The sequence below is a fragment of the Mycobacterium marinum genome, from assembly GCF_003391395.1.
Classification (GTDB): domain Bacteria; phylum Actinomycetota; class Actinomycetes; order Mycobacteriales; family Mycobacteriaceae; genus Mycobacterium; species Mycobacterium marinum.
Genome location: NZ_CP024190.1, coordinates 5,718,817 through 5,738,039, shown reverse-complemented (window position 1 = coordinate 5,738,039; position 19,223 = coordinate 5,718,817). Strand labels below are relative to the sequence as shown.

Here is a 19,223-nt window from a genome sequence, read left to right as displayed (position 1 = left end):
GTGCGCGGCGCGAGAGTTGCCGATACCGGCGGTGAGCGCCGCCCGGTAGCCTTTATCGCGATGACGGATCCCGAAAAAAGTCCAGAAAGCTCCGGAAGAGGCCCAGCCAGCCAAGGCGTCACGTACGCGGCGGCAGGTGTGGACATCGAAGCCGGCGACCGAGCCGTGGAGTTGTTCAAGCCGTTGGCAACCCGGGCCACCAGACCCGAGGTGCGCGGCGGGCTCGGCGGATTTGCCGGATTGTTCGCCCTGCGCAACGACTACCGCGAACCGGTGCTGGCCGCCTCCACCGACGGGGTCGGCACCAAGCTGGCGGTCGCGCAGGCGATGGACAAGCACGACACTGTCGGTCTTGACCTGGTCGCGATGGTGGTCGATGACCTGGTGGTGTGTGGCGCGGAGCCACTGTTCCTGCAGGACTACATCGCGGTCGGCCGGACCGTGCCGGAACGGGTCAGCGCGATCGTCAGCGGCATCGCTGAGGGTTGTGTGCGCGCTGGCTGCGCCCTGCTGGGGGGTGAGACCGCTGAACATCCCGGGCTGATGGCACCCGACCATTACGACATCTCGGCCACCGGGGTGGGTGTGGTCGAAGCCGACGACGTGCTGGGGCCGGAACGCGTCAAACCCGGCGACGTCATCATCGCGATGGGCTCGTCGGGGCTGCATTCCAACGGTTACTCGCTGGCCCGCAACGTCCTGCTGGAGATCGACCGGATGAATCTGGCCGGTTATGTGGAGGAGTTCGGCCGCACGTTGGGTGAAGAGCTATTGGAGCCCACCCGGATCTATGCCAAGGACTGTCTGGCGCTCACCGCTGAGACGCATGTCCGAACGTTCTGTCACGTCACGGGTGGCGGGTTGGCCGGCAACCTGGAGCGGGTAATCCCGCATGGGCTGGTCGCCGAGATCGACCGCGGCACCTGGACACCCGCGCCGGTGTTCGCGATGATTGCCCAGCGCGGCCGGGTGGTGCGCGAGGAGATGGAAAAGACCTTCAACATGGGCGTCGGCATGATCGCCGTCGTAGCCCCTGAAGACACCGACCGGGCGCTGGCCATACTGACCGCGCGCCACCTGGACTGCTGGGTGCTGGGCACCGTCTGCAAGGGTGGCAAAGAGGGTCCACGTGCCACGCTGGTGGGCCAGCACCCGCGATTCTAGAAACCACAAGCCCTAGGGCGGAGTCGCCACCGGCGTAGCCGGTGGCGACCGAACCCTAGGGTTGGAATGTCAGCGGGAAACCGACCTGTGCGCCTAGCGGCGCCAGCTCTCCTCGTCGTCCCACGAGTCTTCGGTGTCGTCCACTTGGTCGGATGTGTCGGGACTTGCACCCGACAGCTCGCGCTGAAGCCGCTGGAAGTCGGTCTGCGGGGAGCTGTATTTCAGTTCTCGAGCAACCTTGGTCTGCTTTGCCTTAGCCCGGCCGCGGCCCATGGGGGAACCCCCTCGCGAAATAACGGAGCGGCCTAACAAGTAGGCGGCTCCGATCTCTTAGTGTCGTTATTGTCCTGCGGACAGCTTACCGTGCCGCGCGAGCGCGCGTGGGGCACCCTGCCAGCGGGCCCGGCCAGAATGGCGGACGTCACAGGGAATCATCGCGCACTGCCCCGTAATCGGTCCAGAGCCAGCCTTCCGGCGCCCACTTCGTCCGCCGGTGGCAGAGACTGCGCATCGATCAATGCCGGGATGGTGGCTTCGGCGCCGGTCATCAGCGCGGTGTCGGCGGGCAGCCCCCGCTTGACCAAGGCCAAGGCAACCGGTCCGAGGTCCACGTGATCGACCACCGTTCCCACCCGTCCTACCGAACGCCCGCCGGCTAACACCGAGTCGCCGGTGGACGGTCGGTCCGTGGAACCGTCCAGATGGAGCAGGACCAGCATCCTGGGCGGTTTACCCAGGTTTTGTACCCGCGCGACCGTCTCCTGGCCCCGATAGCAGCCCTTGTCCAGGTGCACGGCTCCGATGCCGGGGCCGCCGATCCAGCCGACCTCATGGGGAATCGTGCGTTCATCGGTGTCGACGCCCAGCCGCGGGCGCTTGGCCGCCACCCGATGCGCCTCGTAGGTCCAGATGCCGGCCGGTCGGACCCCCGCCTGCGTCAGGCGGTGCTTCCAGTCGGCGGTGTCGCCACGCGGCACCAGCAGATCCAGTTCGATCTGGCCGGCGCTCGACGGCATCCGGCGGGCGAAGCCGCCGCCTGGCAACGGGACCGCCATCAGGTCCGCGGGCAGCGCATCGAGACCGAGTGCGTCGAGCACCGCTTGGTCGGACAACTGCGGCCCGATCAACGACAGCACCGCCAGGTCTGCGGTGTCGGGGGTCACCTCCGCCCAGAACACCATCTTGCGCAGGTAGTTCAACAGCGGTTCGCCGCGCCAGGGTTCGGTATCCAGATAGGTGGTTGCGCCCAACTCGGTCTGGATCCAGTGGTCTTCGACTCGGCCCTGTCCGTCCAGGCTCAGATTCTGGGTGCTGGCCCCCTCGGGTAGCTCGCTGACGTGCTGCGTGGAGATGTTGTGCAGCCAGCTCTGGCGGTCTTTTCCGGTGAGGATGAGCACGGCTCGATGCGAGCGGTCCACCAGCACGGCGCCGGTTTCGGCGGCGCGCTGTTCGCCGAGCGGATCGCCGTAGTGCCAGATTGCGCCGGCGTCGGGACCAGGATCAGGAGCGGGAACTGCGGACACACCACAACTCTACGGAGCGGCCTAGATCGGAAAAAGCATGGCCAAGAACAAGACAGCCATCCCGCCGGCCATCATCGCCTGAACCGAGTCGCCCAGCCAGCTGTACCGTGGCGCGCCCCGCCGCCGGTCGGACAGGCGCCGCAATATCCAGAACGCCCCCGCGCCCGCGAAGCCGACGGTACCCAGCCAATTGGCCGCGCTGAACCAGATCGGTGCCCCGCTGGTAGCCGGCATGTTCATCGCGGTCATGGCTGTGCCCGGCATTGACATGACGGCGTACATCCAGGCTGTCGCCAGCATCATGATCGCGTGATAGCCATACCGCACCCGTACCGCGGTCGTTGGGGCTGCGCGCAGTGCCATCACCGCGAACCACACGGTCGCCAGCAGGAAAAACGTGACAGGCCCCGTGGTCGGCAGCCGGGTGGCCCAGGGCCAGGCCATGGTTGCCATCGCAACGGCCATCGCGAAGTGCAGCCCATGACCGACGACCAGCGTCCACGGCCGGCGCACGGTGATGATCGGCAGGCCGCATTCGGCCGCGGACAGCGCGAACAACGCGGTCACCACCCAACGCAGCGTCAGGTCGTGAATCATGCGGTGATTCGGGATCGGTGGGGATGCAAGTCGCCGTCACACGTCGCGGCCGAAGCGGCGCAACCGCAGCGAATTGGTCACCACGCTGACCGAGGACAACCCCATTGCGGCGCCGGCCACGACGGGATTCAGTACGCCGAGTGCGGCAAGTGGGATCGCGGCGGTATTGTAGCCGAAAGCCCAGCCCAGGTTCTGGTAGATCGTGCGCAGTGTGCGCCGCGACAGCTCAATCGCTGAAACGACACCGTCGAGGCGCCCCGACATCAGGGTGATGTCGGAGGCTTCAATGGCCACATCGGTGCCGGTGCCGATGGCAATGCCCAGATCGGCCTGCACCAGGGCGGGGGCGTCGTTGACGCCGTCACCGACCATCGCGACGATGCGGCCCTCGTCCTGCAGTCGCCGAACCTCGTTGACTTTGTCCGCCGGCAACACCTCGGCGAGCACCCGGTCGATGCCCACCTGAGCCGCGATCGCGGCGGCCGTGCGGGCGTTGTCGCCGGTGATCAGCGCGACCTGCAGGCCCATGGCGTGCAGCTGGCGGACCACGTCGGCGGCGTCGTCCTTGACGGTGTCGGCCACCGCGAGCACACCCACAACCTGGCCATCTTGGCCGACATATACCGCGGTGCGGCCGCGCTCTTCCAGGTCCGCGGCCGCCACGGCCAGCTGCTCGGGCAGCCGCAGGTGTTGCTCGTCGACCAGCTTGCGCCGCCCGACCAGCACGGACTTACCGCCAACCTCGCCTCGGACCCCATGCCCGGCCAGGTTGGTGAACTCGGTGGCGGGCGGAACCTCCAACTCCCGCTCACGTGCGCCGGCGACGATCGCGGCCCCGATGGGGTGTTCGGAACCCGACTCCACCGCGGCGGCGATGCGCAACACCGCATCCGGTTGGCGCCGCTTTCCGGCGATGACATCGGTGAGCTCCATCTGGGCCCGGGTGAGGGTTCCGGTCTTGTCGAACACGACGGTGTCGATCTTTTTCGAAGCCTCCAGGACCTCGCCGCCTTTGACCAGGATCCCCATGTCCGCACCCCGGCCGGTGCCGACAATGATCGCCGTGGGCGTGGCCAGGCCCAGCGCGCACGGACAGGCGATGATCAGCACCGAGACGGCCGCGGTCATGCCGGCCACCGGGTTGGCGGCGAGCAGCGTCCACCCGGCAAAGGTTGCGGCGGCAATGCCGACGACCACCGGCACGAACACCGCCGAGACCCGATCGGCCAACCGCTGCACGGGGGCCTTGCCGCCTTGCGCCTCCTCGACCAAGCGCACAATCTGCGCGAGCGCGGTATCGGCGCCGACAGCGGTGGCGCGCACGGTCAGCAGCCCATCGGTGTTGACGGTGGCGCCGGCAACCCGGTCGCCGACTCCCTTTTCGACCGGAACGGATTCGCCGGTCAGCATCGACTCGTCGACGGCTGCCCGCCCGTCGATCACCTCTCCGTCGACCGGGATCTTCTCCCCGGGCCGGACCCGCACCAGGTCTCCGACTTGCACCCGGTCAACCGGCACGAGGTGTTCCTCGCCGTCCACGATCAGCCGGGCCTCTTTGGCGCCCATCTCGAGCAGCTTGCTGATCGCCTCCCGGGTCTTGCCGTGGGCGGTGGCCTCGAAATAGCGGCCCAACACGACGAACGCGATGATCAGCGCCGCGGTGTCAAAGAACAGCGGGCCACCGGCGAACAGCTGATAGGTGGAGTAGATGAACGCGGTCAGCGTGCCCAACGAAATCAGCGTGTTCATGTTCGCCGAGCGGGCCCGCGCTTGCTGCACCGCCCCCACCAGGAACGGCCACCCGGCGATGAATTGCACGGGTATGGTCGCGGCGAACGCCAGCCATCCCGCCCACGGGTATGCGCCGAAGAACATCGTCAAGCCAGAGGCCAGCAGACCCAACGGCCACGCCAACCAGGCCCGCCGCGACCAGAAGCGAATTCCGCTCCGGGCCTGCTCACTCGGCGACAGCTGAGTCGCGGTGTCCTGCTCCGGCGAGTAGCCGATGCGATCCAACGCCGCGCGCAGTCGCGCGATCTCCGGCGGGGGGTCGTCGTCGTTGTCGTCGGTGCGCATACCCAGCAGCGCTCGTGCCAGCCCGCCGATGACCCTGCCCACGACGCCGCCGTCGGCGACGCTGGCCGCACGGCCGGCGGGCGCGGGCGCCGATGCGTCACCCGCGTGCTCGGCCTCGGCGATCGCCGACACGATGGCGGCGGTGTCGCAGTGGGCGGGTGAGTACCAGATCACCACCGATGCCGTTCGCGGATAGGCGCGGACCGCACGCACACCGCCGACCCTGCCCACCGACTCCTCGATCGCGGCAGCCCGGGTGGCGTCGATCGCAAACCCATTGGCATGCACCCGCATCCGTCCGGCCGCCGCGGACACCACGGTGACCGTGGCATCGGCGGTGCAGGCCAGCTCAGTGGCAAGCATTGTTGGCCTTGGTGACGATGCTCGGCGGCGTGTCCTTGGCCGGTGGTGGCGCAACTTCGGCGCCCACCCGCTCGACCGCTTCGGCCAGCACATCGGCAGCCGCCAGGCGAACCCGCTCGGTTGCCTGTTTGGTCCTGCGTTCGGTGGTACGCGCGGTCCGCAGGCCCCAGGCCGTCGCCGTCACCGTTGCCGACCGCCACGGAGCTTTCGCCAGCGCTTCGTAGGTCGCGACACCCACCACGCCGGTCACCACCGAGGGCACCGCCTTCGTCCACAGTCCATGCCACAGCGTCATCTCGCGCTCCCTTCCCTTCTTGCCTCGTCACAAGTTGCGGACAGGCGCCGGGCCTGGCCGCCACAGCTAGGTGCGAACCGCGGCGATCCCTCCGGGGACCGTCATGGCCGGCTCTGCACCGGTTGGTCGTCGCGGGGTTCGCAGACGACGCCGCCGCCCAGCTGCGCCTGTGGGCCCGTCAGAGCGGGCGTGAACTTCACCGCGTCGATCAGCTCGTCAATGGCTGCCTGGCCGCGCCCATCAAGCACCGCCGCGGAAAAGCAGGTCTCCAGGTGGTTGTGCAGCATCACCCGATTTGCCCGTTCCAGCGAGGACTGAACCGCGGAGAGCTGCTTCATGACGTCCACGCAGTAGGCATCGGATTCCAGCATCCGAATGATCCCGTCGAGGTGCCCTCGAGCCGTCTTCAGCCGGTTCAGCGCCGCACGTTTCTTGTCGGTCAGTTCGTGGCTCATGGCCGGTACCAGTTCCGCACGATTCCAGCATACTCCACCCCACCCGGGGTGGGGTAGGCGCGATTGGTGGGCCGTCCGCTGGCGTCAGGCACTGCCGCGAGTACGCCCGCCGCGGGCCACTAGGCTGCTGGGACATGACAGGGCAGACGGGTGTTGTCGTCACGCTTGATGGGGAGATTCCCGAGCCCGGGACCCCGTTACTGCACGCCGATGATCTTGCGGCGGTCCGGGGCGACGGCGTGTTCGAGACCCTGCTGGTGCGCGACGGTGCGCCGTGTCTGGTCGAGCCGCATCTACAACGCCTGACCACCTCGGCTCGATTGATGGATCTGCCCGCACCCGATCTCGCGCGCTGGCGGCACGCGATCGAGGTGGCGGCCCGGCGCTGGGTGGCATCCACCGGTGCCGAGGGATCGCTGCGCCTGATCTACAGCCGCGGCCGGGAGAGCGGTTCGGCGCCCACCGCGTACGTGATGGTCAACCCCGTACCCGAGCGCGTTGCGGCGGTCCGGCGCGACGGCGTCGCCGCGATCACGCTGGACCGCGGATTGCCGGCCGTCGGCGCCGACGCGATGCCCTGGCTGCTGGCCGGGGCGAAGACGCTGTCCTACGCGGTCAACATGGCTGCCCTGCGTCATGCGGCCAACCAGGGCGCCGGAGACGTCATCTTCGTCAGTTCGGACGGTTACGTCCTGGAGGGGCCGCGCTCGACGGTGGTCATCGCCACCGACTGCGACGGCGGGGCCGGCGCAAATCCGTGCCTGCTCACACCCCCGCCGTGGTACCCGATCCTGCGCGGCACCACGCAACAGGCGCTGTTTGAAGTCGCCCGCGCCAAGGGCTACGACTGCGACTATCGGGCACTGCGCGTCAACGATCTCGCTGACGCACACGGAATTTGGTTGGTGTCGAGCATGACCCTGGCCGCCCGCGTGCACACCCTCAACGGTCGGCGGTTGCCCCGTTCCCCGATCTCCGAGGCATTCTCCGAACTGGTTGACGCCGCCGTCGTCAGCGACCGCTGAAGCCAGAAAATCTGTTGTGGGCACGCCGATGCGGGGGTACGGTCGGCCGTACACAGGGAAGGAGGTGGTCCGCGAATTGAGTACTTCATGGACATGTGAGGTGGCTACGCGCTAGCTGCATTGGCTCGGAAGAGCTGGCGTTACGCGCGCTGGCGAATCCCCCGTAGCCACCCGGCCCCCGAGCTTTCGGTCTGTCCAACCGGAACTTCGCTCGGGGGCCGCTCCATTTCCGCAGAAACCCAACCGCTCGAGCTGCCGGGCTATCCGCGCTCGCTGGTCCGCGCCGCCGGATCGAACTCGCGGTACCGACGTGCGAACTCGTCGCGGGGAACCGGCCACTGTGCGCCGTCGCCGTCGCGCACCACCCAGTCGCCGTCGGCCGCGGTAGCCGGACCTTCCGGGGTGCTGATCGCCTCCCCGGCGTGCGCCGGGCGGGCTTGCACCGGCCCCTTGCGACGCCACTGTCCGTCGCCATTTTGTTCGTAGCTGGCCCGGAAAACATCGTCGCGCACCGACCACGTCTTCCCATCCGCCGCAACGGCCCAGTCGCCGGCGTCGGCGTGCCTGGTGCGCCCCGAATCCGACGTCCATGCCCAGGGCGCGTTTCGTTGTTGCGCGCTGACGGTTCCGACCCGGGTGAACGGTCGCCACAACGGACGTGACCGGTAGCCGAGCCGGCGCAGGCTCCACAGGGTGTCCGCCAAGCTGGCCAACGCGGCGTTGAGCAGATCCGGATCGCTTTCGACGACCGCCCAGTCGACGAGCCTGTCGTGGAGCTTGCGGGCGTCGTCGCGGGCTGCGCCGTAGCTCCAGCCGTTGCGCCGGTAGTAACGACACCAGTCTTCGTGTTCTGCCCGCGCCATGCTCAGCGCCGCATGGCGGTCAAAGCCCATCAGCGAAAGCTGTTCCAGTAGCGGTGATTCGGCCATCTCTTGGCTGGACAGTGGTTTGGCCGGGTTGCCCCAGGTGTTCCAGGTATGTCCGGCGATCTGTTTGACCATCCACAACGCATTGCGTACCCGGCGCCGGGTGGACTCACGATAGAACTCGTTGAGCTCGGCCCACGGCACCGTGGCGGGTGAGCGCGATTTCGTCGGGCCGATCCCCGCGACCTTGTGTTCATGGATCAGCCGTGCCGCCCGGTCCCAAACGTCTTGGATCCTTCCCTCCCGGGTGTCGAGCACCAGGGAGTAGGACTGTAGCAATCCGACGACCTGGATCGAGTCGTCGGTGATGTTGGTGCCGAGGTCCGAGGCGTACACGGGCATCTCGGGAAAGCGGGCGGCCAGCCTGGTCCCGCGGGTCGCGGCGTCGGGACCGGCCAGAATCACCCCGCAGTTGGTGGGGTCGGCGTCGGAGATCAACCGCCACATGGTCGGCACCGTGGGCGCCGCCGAAACCGCAGTGACTGCCGGTCCGGTCGATGATGCGAATCCGGCTTGCTGACGGTAAAACTCGTGATCGCGCACGTAATCCTCGGCGTCCGTCTCGACCAGGGTAAGAGCTGGCAGCGGGGGCGCGTCGGGTGCGGTGTAGAAGTCACGCTCCAGGGCGCGGCGGGTCAGCTCGGCGCACAGCGCCAGGGTCAACTGTGAAGAGCCGCAGACGAATACGCGCGTGATCCGGCCGGTCGCCATGACCCCGTCGAGCAGCCGGCTGGCCGTCACCTCGTACTTGCCGACCACATCGGCCGCCCATCGGGTATCGGATCCGCCGAATTGCTTGGCGCGCCAGGATTCGGCCAGCCATGGGTCATCGATACGCACGATGAGCGGCAACCGTTGCTTGTTGCCAAGCTGGGCGACTCGGCGACCGATCACATCGAGCCAGAGCAGGTTGGTCGACGGGTCGGGCGACATCAGACAAAGCCGCCCCAGGTGGCGCCACAGGCGCAACGAAGCCAGCGAGGACGGCGCGTTGAAGTCCACCAGCACGACGCGGGCGCCCTGCCGGCGAGCCCGTTGCACGTGTTCGTTGTCGGCGTCGGTGATCAGCACCAGGGTGCCGTGACGGTCCAGCGCCCGCGCCACACCGCTGAGCATGGGTTGGGTGTCGTCGTCGCCCCCCACGATCACGGTGACCGAATCGGCGAGGTTGGCCCGCAACCGGTCCACCTGGGAACGGAAGATGCCGACCACCACACCGCCCAGGCCGGTAAAGATCGCCGAGAGTGCGGCGAACCGGGCCAATTCGAGTGCGACCGGGGTGGGATTGGGGCAGGTGCGTCCGCTCAGCGAGGTATCACCGACACCGCCTTTGACCAATTGGGCGGTCCACATCAGCGGGGTGAAGACGGCCGGATGGTTGTCGTCGTGGCAGCTCCAATACGCGCTGAGTCCCAGCACGGCGCTTGCCGAAACGAGCAGCGCGATGACGGTGAACGACACCCCCACCAGCCGGTGGCTGGCACTGGACCGGAAGCTCAGCACGCTGACCGCTCCCAGCACACCCACCACGATTGCGATGGTCGCCATCGATCCCGGCCGGCCGAACCAGCTCACCGGACTCGGCACCTGGTCCAGGATGGCGGGCTGTAACGCGACGGCGGCCAGATAGCCGATCAGGAGCAGACCGACCAGCGAGAGGACCCAACGTGCCAGCGGCGCGGCCTGCCTGCTGCGCAACATCGGCCGGCTCCCTTCGCGGCTGAGCGGCTGCTTGAAACGTGGAACAAGTACACGCAGAACCGTCGGCGAAAGGCAATAAGAAACTAGAGGTGGGGGTTGGTTTTGCCGGGCCGGCGCCGGGCGCTACTAGCCGGCGTAGCGCGACAGGCGGGCCGAAAGGTGCGGCACCAAGCCGCCGTCGGCGTCCACTCGTTCCTCGACATAGGCGAGGTCGCCGCCTTCGATGATGCCGTAGAGCCGCTTGGCGCCGCCGACCAGCACGCCGGACCGGCTTCGGGCGAGCGCGTCGGTGACCAGCTCCCAAGATGACTGGGTGAGCGGGCGGCCGTAGAACAGTTCCACGTAACCGGCCGAATGCGCCAACAGCAGCTCGATGGCCTGCGATTCGCTCGGATCGTCCTCGGGGTCGCTGACGAAGCGCCAGAAGCCGGTCTCACGCAGGCCCGGCTCCTCGTACTGCCCGTCCTCGTCGAGGCGCCATGACCGGGCTTCCCAATTCAGATAGTCGCCACCATCGTGGGAAACCACGATCTGCTGGCCGAACCGGTAGTCGCCGTGGGGTCCGCGGCCCTCGCCCTCACCACGCCACACTCCGACCAGCGGCAGCAGCGCCAGCAGCGCGTCGTGCAGGTTGGCGCCGTGCCGCAGGTTTGCGGTGTCGGCGGGTAGCGGTAGGTCGTCGAACGTAGGGATATTGCGGGCGGCGGTCAACTTGGCGCGTTCGGCCGCAGCGGCGACGGCGCGATCACCCGAGCCCGCTACTGCATCCGGTCCGTCCTGGCTCGCGTCAGACGTCACGACTCGTCAGTGATAAGCCGATACAGCGCATAAAGCGCGAACCAGGAGATGACCACGGTCGCAAGGACCAGCAAGATCTCGTAGAACAGCACCACGCCGATGATTCTATTCGGCCATGCGGGTCGGCGAGTGTCGGAGGGTCCGGGGACCCTCAGGCGATCTTGACATCTACCTCGTGGATGCCCGCCCCCGACGGTCTGACCACGGCGTCACCGTTTCCGGCCTTGGACAGGGCGCGCACGGTCCACGATCCCGGCGCGGCGAAAAACCGGAAGTCGCCGGTCGCCGATGCCACGACCTCGGCGGTGAACTCGTCGGAGGAGTCCAGCAGCCGCACGAACGCGCCGCCGATGGTCTGCCCGTCTCGGTCCACGACGCGACCGGTGATCACCGTTTCCTTTTCCAGGTCGACGCTGGCGGGCAACGTCAGTCCTTGCTTGGGCGCAGTGCACATATCAATTTCCCAACTCGATCGGGGCGCCCACCAGGGAGCCGTATTCCGTCCAACTGCCGTCGTAGTTCTTCACGTTCTTGTGCCCGAGCAGTTCGTGTAAGACGAACCAGGTGTGTGAGGACCGTTCCCCGATGCGGCAGTACGCAATGGTTTCCTTGGCACCGTCGAGACCGGCATCGGCGTAGAGCTTGGCCAGCTGCTCATCGGTTTTGAAGGTGCCGTCCTCGTTGGCGGTCCTGCTCCAGGGCACGTTGATGGCGCCGGGAACGTGGCCGGGCCGCTGACTCTGCTCCTGGGGCAGGTGCGCGGGCGCGAGAATCTTGCCGGAGAATTCGTCGGGGGATCGCACGTCCACCAGGTTCTTGACGTGGATGGCCGCGATCACCTCGTCGCGGAATGCCCGGATCGAATTGTCCGGTGCCACCGCGGTGTAGGAGGTTGCCGGCCGGCTCACGGCGTCGGTGGACAAGGGGCGCCCGTCGAGCTCCCACTTCTTGCGGCCGCCGTCGAGAAGCTTGACGTTCTGGTGTCCGTACAGCTTGAAGTACCAGTAGGCGTACGCGGCGAACCAGTTGTTGTTGCCGCCGTAGAGGACCACGGTGTCGTCGTTGGAGATGCCGCGGTCGGAGAGCAGTTTGGAGAACTGCTGGGCGTCGACGAAGTCGCGCTTGATCGGATCCTGCAGGTCGGTGCGCCAGTCCAGCTTGATGGCACCGGCGATGTGGCCGTCATCGTATGCGCTGGCGTCCTCGTCGACTTCGACGAAGACGACGTTGGCGGCCCCGGAGTTTCCGAGATTGCTTTCAGCCCAGTCGGCGGAGACCAGGACGTCGGTGCGTGCCATGGTGTCGGTCCTTTCAGGTTCTTCAGGTGAACAGCAGTTAGGCGGGGTGGGGATCGCGTCGCAGGCGTGCGGCCAGCGGGTAGAGCTCACAGCCCAGACAGATGCCGAAGGCCGCATTCAGGAAGGCGGCCACCAGTGCCAGTGCGGTCGCGACCGCGCCGACCAGGAACGGGCCGAGGGCAAAGCCGGCGACGCCGCAGACCGCGAACACCAGCCCGACGAGCTGGGCGAACTTCAGCGGGGGGACCGGCTCACGCTCCCGAACCGCCGCGATGCGAGGTGCGACGAACGCCGAAAACAGCACTCCATATGGGTGCCGGCGCGGTCCGGCGAAGGCACCGACGGCGAACGCGGTGGCCTGCAGGCCCAACACAACCGCGGCGGCGGCGGGGTTGAGTGCCGAGATGATCAGGACCACCAGCAGAACCGCGGTGGTGACCCATGCGGCGAACCGGGGTCCTCGAACGTCTACCAGCTCGACTGCGGTGCGGGTGTTGGTGCTGGACACGGATTGCTCCTGGAAATGGCTGTTGCGCGGCGATGCAGGGCACTTCGGGCGATATGGCGATATAGGGCGAAGTGGGGAGATAGGCCACGGTCAGATTCCGCGGCTGCCCCGAGTGAACTGCGTAGACGACGCAGCTACTCAGCAGCTACAGCAACAGCAACAACCCGCGATGCGGCACAGATCTACTGCGCGACGCTTGGTGAGCAGAGGCTCAAGGCGGGCTGACACGCCGGTCAGCTTACCCAATAACCCAACGACATCGTGATCGAGCCACCAGCGCGGCGCGCACGCCGCCGGGGTCACGACTGCTTGAACCCCTCGAGGGAAATCGTCACGTCGTTGGTGATGCCTTCGATGATGATGTCCGAACCCCGGGCCCCGACCGTGTTGGGGGCCACGGCGAACGGCAGCTTCTGGTTCGGCAGCCGGCTGCTGAAGGCGCGCAGCACCGCACCGAGTTTGTCGTCCGGAACGGTTTGGTCGGCGGTATCGGGGCCGGTGACGACGCGGGTTGGGGTGATCACCAGGGTCGATTGGTCCTCGGGGGCGATGGACACGTCCACCGAGACGCTGACCCGATGATCAAAGTCGGCCGATGTCGGCGTTCCGCTGAGCACCAACCCGTGACCGTCCGATATCCCTGACTCGGTCGTGCCTCCGGTGGCGTCGTTGCTCTCCTGCGGGGGCGCCTGCACCATCAGATCGCTGATGCCGAGGTGGCGGCCCAGGTGCATCGAGTCGATGATGATGCGGCTTTCCAGCTTGTGCACCGTCATCCGCGAATTCGGCTCGATCAGCCAGGAAGCCTGGGAGAGGTCGATCGAATGCATGGTGGCTTCGAGCGTGGCCACGCCGACCACGGCGTGCTCGACGGCAATGGCCTTGATCTCCAGCTCGAAGTACCGATGCCTCATCGCTTGCGGAATGAACGGGAAGCCGAGGATGGCGACAAACGGGTCCGACCCCAGGTGCGCCGCCTTGCGTACGCTGGTCGACAGCCGGTATTCGGCGTAGATGCTGGCCCCGAAGTCGACGCCGACGGCACCGAGGATGACGATGCCCAGGACGATCGCGGTTGCAGTGAGTCCGACCAGCACCTTGCGCATCCGCATATTGTGGCCTACCGGCTGGATTGATCCGATCGGATCGTCGTGCTGGGCCGCGCCCCGGTCATGAACTGTCAGCTTGGTCACAGTTACCGGAACAGACCTGGGTGGGTCGGCCCAGGATGCGCCCGCCGGTCAGTCGAACCGCCAGGGCGCTAGCACGACCGCTACCTGGCGGTTGTCGCTGCACGGCGGGCAAAGAGCGCGCCCTGGGCAGATCCTGGGCGGCGCAGCCCCGGGCGGCCGGCGCGACGCGCCGCGGGGCCCCCCGGCCACCCGTTTCTGCCTTGCGCAACGCCTTATCGTCGGGCCAAAGACCAGGTGGCAAGTTATCGTTAGATGTGCTGGGCGCTAACGTCACATGTCGCGATGAATCTGGGAGATGCCTTTCCCACGACGCTGGAGGGGCTTGTTGGAGTTATTACTACTAACCTCGGAGCTGTATCCCGACCCTGTGTTGCCGGCACTGTCGTTGCTTCCTCACAATGTACGGACGGCCCCAGCGGAGGCTTCTTCGCTACTGGAAGCGGGCAACGCGGATGCGGTGCTTGTTGACGCTCGCAACGATCTATCGGCGGCTCGTGGCCTTTGTCGTCTATTGAGCACGGCCGGCAGGTCGGTGCCGGTGTTGGCGGTGGTGAACGAGGGCGGCCTGGTGGCGGTTAGCGCCGACTGGGGTTTGGACGAGATCCTGCTGCCCAGCACCGGACCCGCTGAGATCGACGCCCGACTGCGGTTGGTGGTCGGCCGTCGCGGAGGTCAGGCCGATCAGGAGAGCGTCGGCAAGGTCAGCCTGGGCGAGCTGGTCATCGACGAAGGCACCTACACCGCCCGGCTGCGCGGCCGGCCCCTCGACCTCACCTATAAGGAGTTCGAACTACTGAAATACCTCGCGCAACATGCCGGTCGCGTGTTCACCCGCGCGCAGCTGCTACACGAGGTGTGGGGGTACGACTTCTTCGGTGGCACCCGCACCGTCGATGTGCACGTGCGGCGCTTGCGGGCCAAACTCGGCCCCGAGCACGAGGCGTTGATCGGCACGGTACGTAACGTGGGTTACAAAGCGGTTCGACCTGCGCGCGGACGGTCAGTGGCCGTCGAGGCCGACGACGAAGAGGCCGAGTCGGATCACGACGGTTATGAAGAGCCACTGGTTGACCCGTTGCGCAGTCCGTGACGGCGGTGCTATGGCGCTCGCATCTGACCGACGATCAACAGCGGCAGGTGCGTGATCTCGTCACGGCGGCAACACAAGTCGACGGGGTGGCTCCCGTGGGCGAGCAGGTGCTGCGGGAATTGGCTCAGCAGCGCACCGAGCACCTGTTGGTCGAGGATCAATCACCAGGGAAATCCGCCATCGGCTATCTGAATCTCAGCCCCGCCCATGGGGCCGATGCCGCGATGGCCGAGCTGGTGGTGCATCCGCAGGCGCGGCGGCGCGGGATCGCGACCGCAATGGTGCGTGCGGCCTTGGCGAAGACGGGCGGACGAAACCAGTTCTGGGCGCACGGAACCCTGGCGCCCGCTCAGGCCACGGCGTCCGCGCTGGGGCTGACCCCGGTCCGCGAACTGGTGCAGATGCGGCGGTCGCTGCGCCAGCTTCCCGAACCGGTGATCCCGAACGGACTGCAGATCCGCACGTATGCCGGAACGGAAGACGACGCCGAGCTGTTGCGGGTCAACAACGCCGCCTTCGCCTATCACCCCGAACAGGGCGGATGGACCGAAGCAGACTTGGCCGAGCGCCGAGGTGAGCCATGGTTCGATCCCGCTGGCCTGTTTCTGGCCTTGGAAGGATCCGAAGGCGCCGAGGACTCCCCACGCGGCCAGCCCAGGCTGCTCGGCTTTCACTGGACCAAGATTCACCTCGATGATCCCGGCCTCGGCGAGGTCTATGTCCTGGGTGTCGATCCAGCCGCACAGGGGCGCGGGCTGGGCCGCACGTTGACGATGATTGGTCTTCGCTCGTTGGCTCAGCGGCTGGGGGATCGCGATCTCGGCCACGAATCCACGGTCATGCTCTACGTGGAGTCGGACAATATCGCCGCCGTGCGGACCTATCAGGGGTTGGGCTTTTCCACCCATAGCGTCGACACGGCCTACGCCCTGGCGGCACCGGACGCGGCGTTGGCCTAGCGTCGGTGGTCGGCCCGGTTGCGTGTGCGCCGAAGGGCATACTGGCCGGGTGGGTCGGCAATCCGTCTGGGAGACGGCGAGCGCCGCCGGAAACCGTCGAGAACGCGTGCAGGAAGCGAGATTTGTGAGACTCGGCATGGTGGGCAGAGCCTTGGCGACGGTGATGGCCGCAACGACGTTTTGCGCCGGGGTGTTGACCGCGTGCGGTGGCGATGACCGCCGGGGCTCGTCGGCGAACTCCGGAGCGGTTTCGCGACGGGTGGAGTGCGGCGGCAGGAATACCTTGACCGCCGAGGGGTCCACCGCCCAGGAAGACGCCATGGCGCTGTTCAACCAGGTGTGGGGCGAGCTTTGTCAGGGCAAGAGCGTGTCCTACAAGGCCACCGGGTCCGGTGCCGGCCGCGAACAGTTCATCGCGGGGCGTGTCGATTTCGCGGGATCGGACTCACCGCTGGTCGCCGACCAGATTGGGCCGGCCGCCGACCGTTGCGGCGGCAATCCGGCCTGGGACCTGCCACTGGTTTTCGGTCCCATCGCGTTGGTGTACAACCTGCCTGGCGTCAAGGCGTTGATCGTGGATGCCGATGCACTGGCCAAGATCTTCAGCGGTCTGATTCGGACCTGGGATGATCCGATCCTGCTTGGGCTCAACCCCGGTGTGGCGCTGCCCAACGCCCCGATCGCACCGATCCATCGACAGGAATCGTCGGGGACCACCGACAACTTTCAGAAATATCTGACCGCCGCGGCGCCGCAGAGCTGGACCAACGGGGTCGGTGGGGAGTTTCGCGGTGGTGTCGGCCAGGGTGCACGCGGCTCGGCGGGGGTGATCACCGCGGTGCAGTCCACCCCGAACTCGATCGGATATGTCGAGAAGGGTTTCGCCGACAGCGCCGGCCTGCCGTTCGCCCAAATCAACAACGGCATCAGCGTCGTACCGCTGACCAACGAAACGGCCCGCAGTGCCGTCGATGCGGTGACGTTTGCCTCCAGCGGCAATGACCTGGTGCTGGAGCTGAATTCGATCTACGGGCTGCGCGACCCGGGCGCCTACCCAATCATGCTGGCCAGCTACGAGATCGTGTGCTCGAACGGATATGACGCGGAAACCGGGGCCGCGGTCAAGGCGTTCCTCGCGACCGCCGTCAACAGCGGTCAGAGCGGCCTTGCTTCGGCCGGTTACGTTCCGGTGCCCGATAATGTCAAACAGCGCCTAGTGACCGCGATCAACGCTCTGCAATGACCGCCTGAGGATCTGCGCTCGGTAGGCACAAGGGTGATGGCATCGATGGGACAGCAGTGATAGCACCTGACCCGGCCGACGTGGGTGCGGGGAAGGGCATTGCGGCACCCCTGCCGGAATCGCCGGTCATCTCCATCAATCCGTGGGGCAACGGCAAACCGGGTTTGGCGGACCGGATATTTCGTTGGCTGGCGCAGGGCGCCGGAGTCCTGGTCGTCGCCCTGATCATCGCGATCGGCGTCTTCCTGGCGTGGCGCGCGATTCCCGCACTGGCCCGCAACAAAGAAAACTTCTTGACCTACGGCGGGAATTGGGTGACCTCCGATACGTCGGCGATGCACTTCGGAATCCTCGACCTGCTCGAGGTCACGGTCTTCATCTCGCTGTTTGCGCTGATGTTGGCGATGCCGGTCGCGCTGGGCGTGGCGATCTTCCTGACTCAGTACGCGCCGCGGCGGGTTGCCGGCTCGCTGGCCTACCTGGTGGATCTGCTGGCCGCGGTGCCGTCGATCGTCTATGGCGTATGGGGTCTATACGTGCTGGCGCCGCAACTGCAACCGGCCGCTGCCTGGCTCAATCGCACCCTGGGCTGGTGTTTCCTGTTCGCCAGCGGTGATGGCCCGGTCGACGAGGGCGGCACCGTCTTCACCGGGGGGATCGTGTTGGCGGTGATGATCTTGCCGATGATCACCGCCGTCACCCGGGAAGTCTTCGCTCAAACTCCCCAGGACCAGATCGAGGCCGCGCTGGCGCTCGGCGCCACCCGGTGGGAAGCGGTCAAGACCACCGTGCTGCCGTTCGGGCGCTCGGGATACGTCAGCGGCGCGATCTTGGGTCTGGGCCGGGCCTTGGGCGAGACGGTCGCGCTGCTGATCATCCTGCGCGGCACCGAGCAGGCGTTCGGATGGTCGTTGTTCGACGGTGGCTCCACCTTCGCCACCAAGATTGCCGGCGCGGCCTCGGATCTCGACGACCAATATCAGGCCGGGGCCTACCTGGCCGCGGGACTGATGCTTTTTCTGCTCACCCTCGTGGTCAACGCCATCGCCCGCACCGCGCTCATCGGTACCAGAAGGGTGCACCGATGACCTCGATGTTGGACCGGCCGGTCAAGGCGCGCACGTTCTCGGGACTGGCGCGCCGCCGTCGGCTGGTGAACAGCCTGGCGACCGTGCTGGTGACACTGTCGATGCTGGTGGCCCTGACGCCGTTGATCTGGGTACTGGGTTCGGTGATCGCCAAAGGCTTCAAAGCGGTGTCTTCCAGCGCGTGGTGGACTCATTCGCAGGCGGGGATGACGGCATTCGTGGCCGGCGGTGGCGCCTATCACGCGATCGTCGGCACCGTGCTGCAGGGCTTGGTGTGTGCGGCGCTGTCCATTCCGATCGGCATTATGGTGGCGATCTACCTGGTCGAATACGACGGTGGCGGGCTGATGGGCAGGCTGGTGTCCTTCACCGTCGACATCCTGACGGGCGTGCCGTCGATCGTGGCCGCGCTGTTCCTCTACGCATTGTGGGTCGGGGTGTTGGGGTTTCCCCGTTCCGAGTTCGCGGTGTCCTTGGCGCTGGTCTTGTTGATGCTTCCGGTGATCGTGCGGGCGACCGAGGAGATGCTGCGTATCGTTCCGGTGGATCTGCGCGAAGCCGGCTATGCGCTGGGGCTACCGAAGTGGAAGACCATCGTCCGGATCGTCATTCCCACCGGGTTGTCCGGCATCATCACCGGGATCCTGTTGGCATTGGCCAGGGTGATGGGTGAGACGGCGCCGTTGCTGATCCTGGTCGGATATGCACGGACGATGAACTTTGACATCTTCAGCGGGTACATGGGCTCGTTGCCCGGCATGATGTATGACCAGACCACGATGGGTGCCGGAATGAACCCGGTACCCACGGACCGGTTGTGGGGCGCCGCGCTGACGCTGATCTTGGTGATTGCCATCATCAATATCGGGGCCAGGGTGCTCACAAGAATCCTCGTCGCCAAGTAGTCAAGGGCAGGAGCGC

At 66.8% G+C, this 19,223-nt stretch carries 20 protein-coding genes; 7 read left to right on the top strand and 13 right to left on the bottom strand.

From position 1 onward, the window contains the following. The first annotated feature begins 60 nt into the window (after positions 1–60). Entirely contained in the window at positions 61–1,164 is a 1,104-nt protein-coding gene (purM, locus tag CCUG20998_RS24265) for a phosphoribosylformylglycinamidine cyclo-ligase (protein WP_012396410.1), read from the top strand. A gap of 93 nt (positions 1,165–1,257) precedes the next feature. Here purM and CCUG20998_RS24260 read toward each other — a convergent pair whose 3' ends face one another. From CCUG20998_RS24260 to csoR, 6 genes are all read right to left on the bottom strand, one after another. Next, the gene (locus tag CCUG20998_RS24260) at positions 1,258–1,437 is read right to left on the bottom strand and encodes a DUF3073 domain-containing protein (protein WP_011738758.1); all 180 of its coding nucleotides are present in this window, start codon (positions 1,435–1,437) and stop codon (positions 1,258–1,260) included. Between the two features lie 158 nt (positions 1,438–1,595). Continuing rightward, positions 1,596–2,687 carry a CAF17-like 4Fe-4S cluster assembly/insertion protein YgfZ gene (gene ygfZ / locus CCUG20998_RS24255; RefSeq protein WP_020730765.1) on the bottom strand — a complete coding sequence of 364 codons (1,092 nt, stop codon included), beginning with the start codon at positions 2,685–2,687 and terminating at the stop codon, positions 1,596–1,598. 21 nt (positions 2,688–2,708) lie between these two features. Next, on the bottom strand, positions 2,709–3,284 hold the full coding sequence (locus CCUG20998_RS24250; RefSeq protein ID WP_020730766.1) for a DUF5134 domain-containing protein: 576 nt from the start codon (positions 3,282–3,284) through the stop codon (positions 2,709–2,711). Positions 3,285–3,320: 36 nt separating this feature from the next. After that, positions 3,321–5,654 (bottom strand): copper-translocating P-type ATPase, encoded by a 2,334-nt coding sequence (locus CCUG20998_RS24245; protein ID WP_117406493.1) that lies wholly within the window; start codon positions 5,652–5,654, stop codon positions 3,321–3,323. A gap of 55 nt (positions 5,655–5,709) precedes the next feature. Continuing rightward, positions 5,710–6,018, bottom strand: coding sequence for a DUF1490 family protein (locus CCUG20998_RS24240; protein ID WP_015357275.1), 309 nt, complete (start codon positions 6,016–6,018; stop codon positions 5,710–5,712). 101 nt (positions 6,019–6,119) lie between these two features. Continuing rightward, complete coding sequence (gene csoR, locus CCUG20998_RS24235; protein ID WP_020730768.1) at positions 6,120–6,473, bottom strand: copper-sensing transcriptional repressor CsoR; 354 nt, start codon at positions 6,471–6,473, stop codon at positions 6,120–6,122. A gap of 134 nt (positions 6,474–6,607) precedes the next feature. On the opposite strand from csoR, the gene CCUG20998_RS24230 reads away from it, so the two are divergent. Beyond that, positions 6,608–7,498, top strand: a complete 891-nt coding sequence (locus CCUG20998_RS24230; RefSeq protein WP_020730769.1) for an aminodeoxychorismate lyase — start codon at positions 6,608–6,610, stop codon at positions 7,496–7,498. Between the two features lie 260 nt (positions 7,499–7,758). On the opposite strand, the gene CCUG20998_RS24225 is transcribed toward CCUG20998_RS24230, so the two are convergent. From CCUG20998_RS24225 to lmeA, 7 genes are all read right to left on the bottom strand, one after another. Continuing rightward, positions 7,759–10,125, bottom strand: a complete 2,367-nt coding sequence (locus tag CCUG20998_RS24225; RefSeq protein ID WP_020730770.1) for a RyR domain-containing protein — start codon at positions 10,123–10,125, stop codon at positions 7,759–7,761. A 126-nt stretch (positions 10,126–10,251) separates the two neighbouring features. Further along, positions 10,252–10,923 (bottom strand): heme-binding beta-barrel domain-containing protein, encoded by a 672-nt coding sequence (locus tag CCUG20998_RS24220; RefSeq protein WP_012396402.1) that lies wholly within the window; start codon positions 10,921–10,923, stop codon positions 10,252–10,254. Positions 10,924–11,074: 151 nt separating this feature from the next. After that, positions 11,075–11,377, bottom strand: coding sequence for a DUF1416 domain-containing protein (locus CCUG20998_RS24215; protein ID WP_011738766.1), 303 nt, complete (start codon positions 11,375–11,377; stop codon positions 11,075–11,077). A gap of 1 nt (position 11,378) precedes the next feature. Further along, positions 11,379–12,221, bottom strand: a complete 843-nt coding sequence (locus tag CCUG20998_RS24210; RefSeq protein WP_020730771.1) for a sulfurtransferase — start codon at positions 12,219–12,221, stop codon at positions 11,379–11,381. A gap of 37 nt (positions 12,222–12,258) precedes the next feature. Beyond that, positions 12,259–12,729 carry a DUF4395 domain-containing protein gene (locus CCUG20998_RS24205; protein ID WP_015357271.1) on the bottom strand — a complete coding sequence of 157 codons (471 nt, stop codon included), beginning with the start codon at positions 12,727–12,729 and terminating at the stop codon, positions 12,259–12,261. Between the two features lie 138 nt (positions 12,730–12,867). Continuing rightward, entirely contained in the window at positions 12,868–12,957 is a 90-nt protein-coding gene (locus CCUG20998_RS29375) for an Ms5788A family Cys-rich leader peptide (protein ID WP_369073493.1), read from the bottom strand. 71 nt (positions 12,958–13,028) lie between these two features. Further along, positions 13,029–13,841 carry a mannan chain length control protein LmeA gene (gene lmeA / locus CCUG20998_RS24195; protein ID WP_012396398.1) on the bottom strand — a complete coding sequence of 271 codons (813 nt, stop codon included), beginning with the start codon at positions 13,839–13,841 and terminating at the stop codon, positions 13,029–13,031. 403 nt (positions 13,842–14,244) lie between these two features. Between lmeA and CCUG20998_RS24190 the strand changes: the two genes are divergently transcribed. From CCUG20998_RS24190 to pstA, 5 genes are all read left to right on the top strand, one after another. Beyond that, on the top strand, positions 14,245–15,012 hold the full coding sequence (locus CCUG20998_RS24190) for a winged helix-turn-helix transcriptional regulator (protein WP_099052665.1): 768 nt from the start codon (positions 14,245–14,247) through the stop codon (positions 15,010–15,012). Continuing rightward, entirely contained in the window at positions 15,009–15,971 is a 963-nt protein-coding gene (mshD, locus tag CCUG20998_RS24185) for a mycothiol synthase (RefSeq protein WP_020730774.1), read from the top strand. The genes CCUG20998_RS24190 and mshD overlap by 4 nt, the downstream gene beginning before the upstream one ends. A gap of 136 nt (positions 15,972–16,107) precedes the next feature. Next, positions 16,108–17,214, top strand: coding sequence for a phosphate ABC transporter substrate-binding protein PstS (pstS, locus tag CCUG20998_RS24180; protein ID WP_036456717.1), 1,107 nt, complete (start codon positions 16,108–16,110; stop codon positions 17,212–17,214). 56 nt (positions 17,215–17,270) lie between these two features. Then, complete coding sequence (pstC, locus tag CCUG20998_RS24175) at positions 17,271–18,302, top strand: phosphate ABC transporter permease subunit PstC (protein WP_020730776.1); 1,032 nt, start codon at positions 17,271–17,273, stop codon at positions 18,300–18,302. Further along, positions 18,299–19,207, top strand: coding sequence for a phosphate ABC transporter permease PstA (pstA, locus tag CCUG20998_RS24170; protein ID WP_012396393.1), 909 nt, complete (start codon positions 18,299–18,301; stop codon positions 19,205–19,207). The genes pstC and pstA overlap by 4 nt, the downstream gene beginning before the upstream one ends. Positions 19,208–19,223 lie beyond the last annotated feature (16 nt).